The sequence below is a fragment of the Virgibacillus sp. L01 genome (assembly GCF_052246775.1).
GTDB lineage: Bacteria > Bacillota > Bacilli > Bacillales > Amphibacillaceae > Lentibacillus.
The window spans coordinates 1-3000 of sequence record NZ_JBQQCP010000021.1 but is presented as its reverse complement, the minus strand read 5'-3'; the positions used below and the strand labels follow the sequence as shown (position 1 = coordinate 3000).

Here is a 3000-nt window from a genome sequence, read left to right as displayed (position 1 = left end):
TTTTTGTACCTTGAAAACTAAATAAGAGCAACACATTCAACGACATCAAACAGTATGTTCTGTTAACAGGAACTAAAACAAGTTAAGTGAAGAAGGGCGCACGGTGAATGCCTTGGCACTAGGAGCCGACGAAGGACGGGACTAACACCGATATGCCTCGGGGAGTCGTAAGTAGACATTGATCCGAGGATTTCCGAATGGGGGAACCCACTGTTCGTAATGGAGCAGGACGCGTATCTGAATACATAGGATACGTGAGGCAGACCCGGGGAACTGAAACATCTCAGTACCCGGAGGAAGAGAAAGCAAACGCGATTTCCCAAGTAGCGGCGAGCGAAACGGAAACAGCCCAAACCAGAAAGCTTGCTTTCTGGGGTTGTAGGACACTCCATCGGAGTTACCAAGAAATTCTTTAGATGAATCGATCTGGAACGGTCAGCCAAAGCAGGTAAGAGCCCTGTAGTCGAAAGAGAATTTCCTCCGGAGTGGATCCTGAGTACGGCGGAACACGAGGAATTCCGTCGGAATCCGGGAGGACCATCTCCCAAGGCTAAATACTCCCTAGTGACCGATAGTGAACCAGTACCGTGAGGGAAAGGTGAAAAGCACCCCGGAAGGGGAGTGAAATAGAACCTGAAACCGTGTGCCTACAAGTAGTCGGAGCCCGTTAATGGGTGACGGCGTACCTTTTGTAGAATGGACCGGCGAGTTACGATCGTATGCAAGGTTAAGTGGAAGACACGGAGCCGCAGCGAAAGCGAGTCTGAATAGGGCGTCATAGTATACGGTCGTAGACCCGAAACCGTGTGATCTACCCATGTCCAGGGTGAAGGTCAGGTAACACTGACTGGAGGCCCGAACCCACGTATGTTGAAAAATGCGGGGATGAGGTGTGGGTAGGGGTGAAATGCCAATCGAACACGGAGATAGCTGGTTCTCTCCGAAATAGCTTTAGGGCTAGCCTCAAGGAACGAGTACTGGAGGTAGAGCACTGATTGGACTAGGGGCCCTCACCGGGTTACCGAATTCAGTCAAACTCCGAATGCCAGCTACTTAGACTTGGGAGTCAGACTATGGGTGATAAGGTTCATAGTCGAAAGGGAAACAGCCCAGACCGCCAGCTAAGGTCCCAAAGTATACGTTAAGTGGAAAAGGATGTGGAGTTGCCCAGACAACCAGGATGTTGGCTTAGAAGCAGCCATCATTTAAAGAGTGCGTAATAGCTCACTGGTCGAGTGACTCTGCGCCGAAAATGTACCGGGGCTAAACGTATCACCGAAGCTGCGGATTGTTCTTACGAACAATGGTAGGAGAGCGTTCCAAGTGCTGAGAAGTCAGACCGTGAGGACTGGTGGAGCGCTTGGAAGTGAGAATGCCGGTATGAGTAGCGAAAAAAGAGTGAGAATCTCTTTCACCGAATGCCTAAGGTTTCCTGAGGAAGGCTCGTCCACTCAGGGTTAGTCGGGACCTAAGCCGAGGCCGAAAGGCGTAGGCGATGGACAACAGGTAGATATTCCTGTACCACCTCATGAGCGTTTGAGCGATGGGGGGACGCAGTAGGATAAGGAAAGCGCACTGATGGAAATGTGCGCCCAAGCAGTGAGAAAGTTGGATAGGCAAATCCGTTCAACAATTTTGAGCTGTGATGGGGAGGGAAATTGAGTACCGAAGTTCCTGGTTCCACACTGCCAAGAAAATCCTCTAGTGAGTTCATAGGTGCCCGTACCGCAAACCGACACAGGTAGGCGAGGAGAGAATCCTAAGGTGAGCGGGAGAACTCTCGTTAAGGAACTCGGCAAAATGACCCCGTAACTTCGGGAGAAGGGGTGCTCCTTTAAGGAGGAGCCGCAGTGAATAGGCCCAAGCGACTGTTTAGCAAAAACACAGGTCTCTGCGAAGCCGAAAGGCGAAGTATAGGGGCTGACACCTGCCCGGTGCTGGAAGGTTAAGGGGAAGCGTTAGCACTTCGGTGCGAAGCGTAGAACCGAAGCCCCAGTAAACGGCGGCCGTAACTATAACGGTCCTAAGGTAGCGAAATTCCTTGTCGGGTAAGTTCCGACCCGCACGAAAGGTGCAACGACTTGGGCACTGTCTCAACGAGAGACCCGGTGAAATTATACTATGTGTGAAGATGCACATTACCCGCGACAGGACGGAAAGACCCCGTGGAGCTTTACTGTAGCCTGATATTGAATGTTGGTACAGCTTGTACAGGATAGGTGGGAGCCGTCGATACCGGAGCGCTAGCTTCGGAGGAGGCATCCGTGGGATACCACCCTGGCTGTACGGACATTCTAACCCAGGACCGTAATCCGGTTCGGAGACAGTGTCAGGCGGGCAGTTTGACTGGGGCGGTCGCCTCCCAAAGAGTAACGGAGGCGCCCAAAGGTTCCCTCAGAATGGTTGGAAATCATTCGCAGAGTGTAAAGGCAGAAGGGAGCTTGACTGCGAGACCTACAAGTCGAGCAGGGACGAAAGTCGGGCTTAGTGATCCGGTGGTTCCGCATGGAAGGGCCATCGCTCAACGGATAAAAGCTACCCCGGGGATAACAGGCTTATCTCCCCCAAGAGTTCACATCGACGGGGAGGTTTGGCACCTCGATGTCGGCTCATCGCATCCTGGGGCTGTAGTCGGTCCCAAGGGTTGGGCTGTTCGCCCATTAAAGCGGTACGCGAGCTGGGTTCAGAACGTCGTGAGACAGTTCGGTCCCTATCCGTCGTGGGCGCTGGAAGTTTGAGAGGAGCTGTCCTTAGTACGAGAGGACCGGGATGGACACACCGCTGGTGTACCAGTTGTTCCGCCAGGAGCATAGCTGGGTAGCTACGTGTGGCAAGGATAAGTGCTGAAAGCATCTAAGCATGAAGCCCCCCTCAAGATGAGACTTCCCATCACTTCGAGTGAGTAAGATCCCTCAGAGACGATGAGGTTGATAGGTCCGAGGTGGAAGCGTGGTGACACGTGGAGCTGACGGATACTAATAGATCGAGGACTTAACTAAT

The 3000-nt window shown here is 52.5% G+C and carries 1 rRNA gene; it reads left to right on the top strand.

The features are described from left to right. Positions 1-80: 80 nt before the first annotated feature. Positions 81-2999: ribosomal RNA gene (locus ACTWQM_RS19960) — 23S ribosomal RNA — on the top strand. The last annotated feature ends 1 nt before the right edge of the window (position 3000 follow it).